Here is a 599-nt window from a genome sequence, read left to right on the forward strand (position 1 = left end):
TTGTTTCCGATATTGCCCCATTCCTTATTGGTCATGGTGGCAAACGGAATTGGTGCTATGGAAGTATAAAGGTAAATTTCTATCATTCTTCCGTACAAAACAACGGTTATGATGATTGACAGAATCCGCATGGTAATACTGATCAGCAGCGTTTCCATGGATAGCAGGAACAAATCCCCTAACTCCATATCCTCCAGGGCATCCACAATTCGTGTAATTGCTTCTGTTGCATCCACCGCAGTGTTTCCTGATATCACCCCGGCGGCATTATTGACCACATGTTGGCCAACGTCAAAGACCGCCATCGTGATATTGAACGTATTTGTCACCAGATAAATGGCTACATACGCTTTGAAAATCCAGAGGAAAATGTTATAAGTCTCAAATTCATGGAAATTGTTTTTTTGTGTTACCATCGTGATCAATTCATAGCACAGGACAAAGGTGATGATCAGTCCCGCAATGGGGACGATCACCGTTTGGGATATATTCTGAATCAGATTAAAAATCCCTGCATTCCACCCCTGCGGTGTCTGTCCCACCTGCCCGGCTATGGTTCCCACCTGCTCATTGACAGACGTGAACATGTTATCCAAACA

1 protein-coding gene is annotated in these 599 nt (G+C 43.9%); it reads right to left on the minus strand.

The features are described 5' to 3' along the window. Window positions 1-599 (minus strand): VirB6/TrbL-like conjugal transfer protein, CD1112 family (locus WMO75_RS20205; protein ID WP_349078886.1); only part of this gene is annotated, 599 nt, incomplete at both ends.

The sequence above is a fragment of the Blautia intestinihominis genome, assembly GCF_040096655.1.
Lineage (GTDB): Bacteria > Bacillota > Clostridia > Lachnospirales > Lachnospiraceae > Blautia_A > Blautia_A intestinihominis.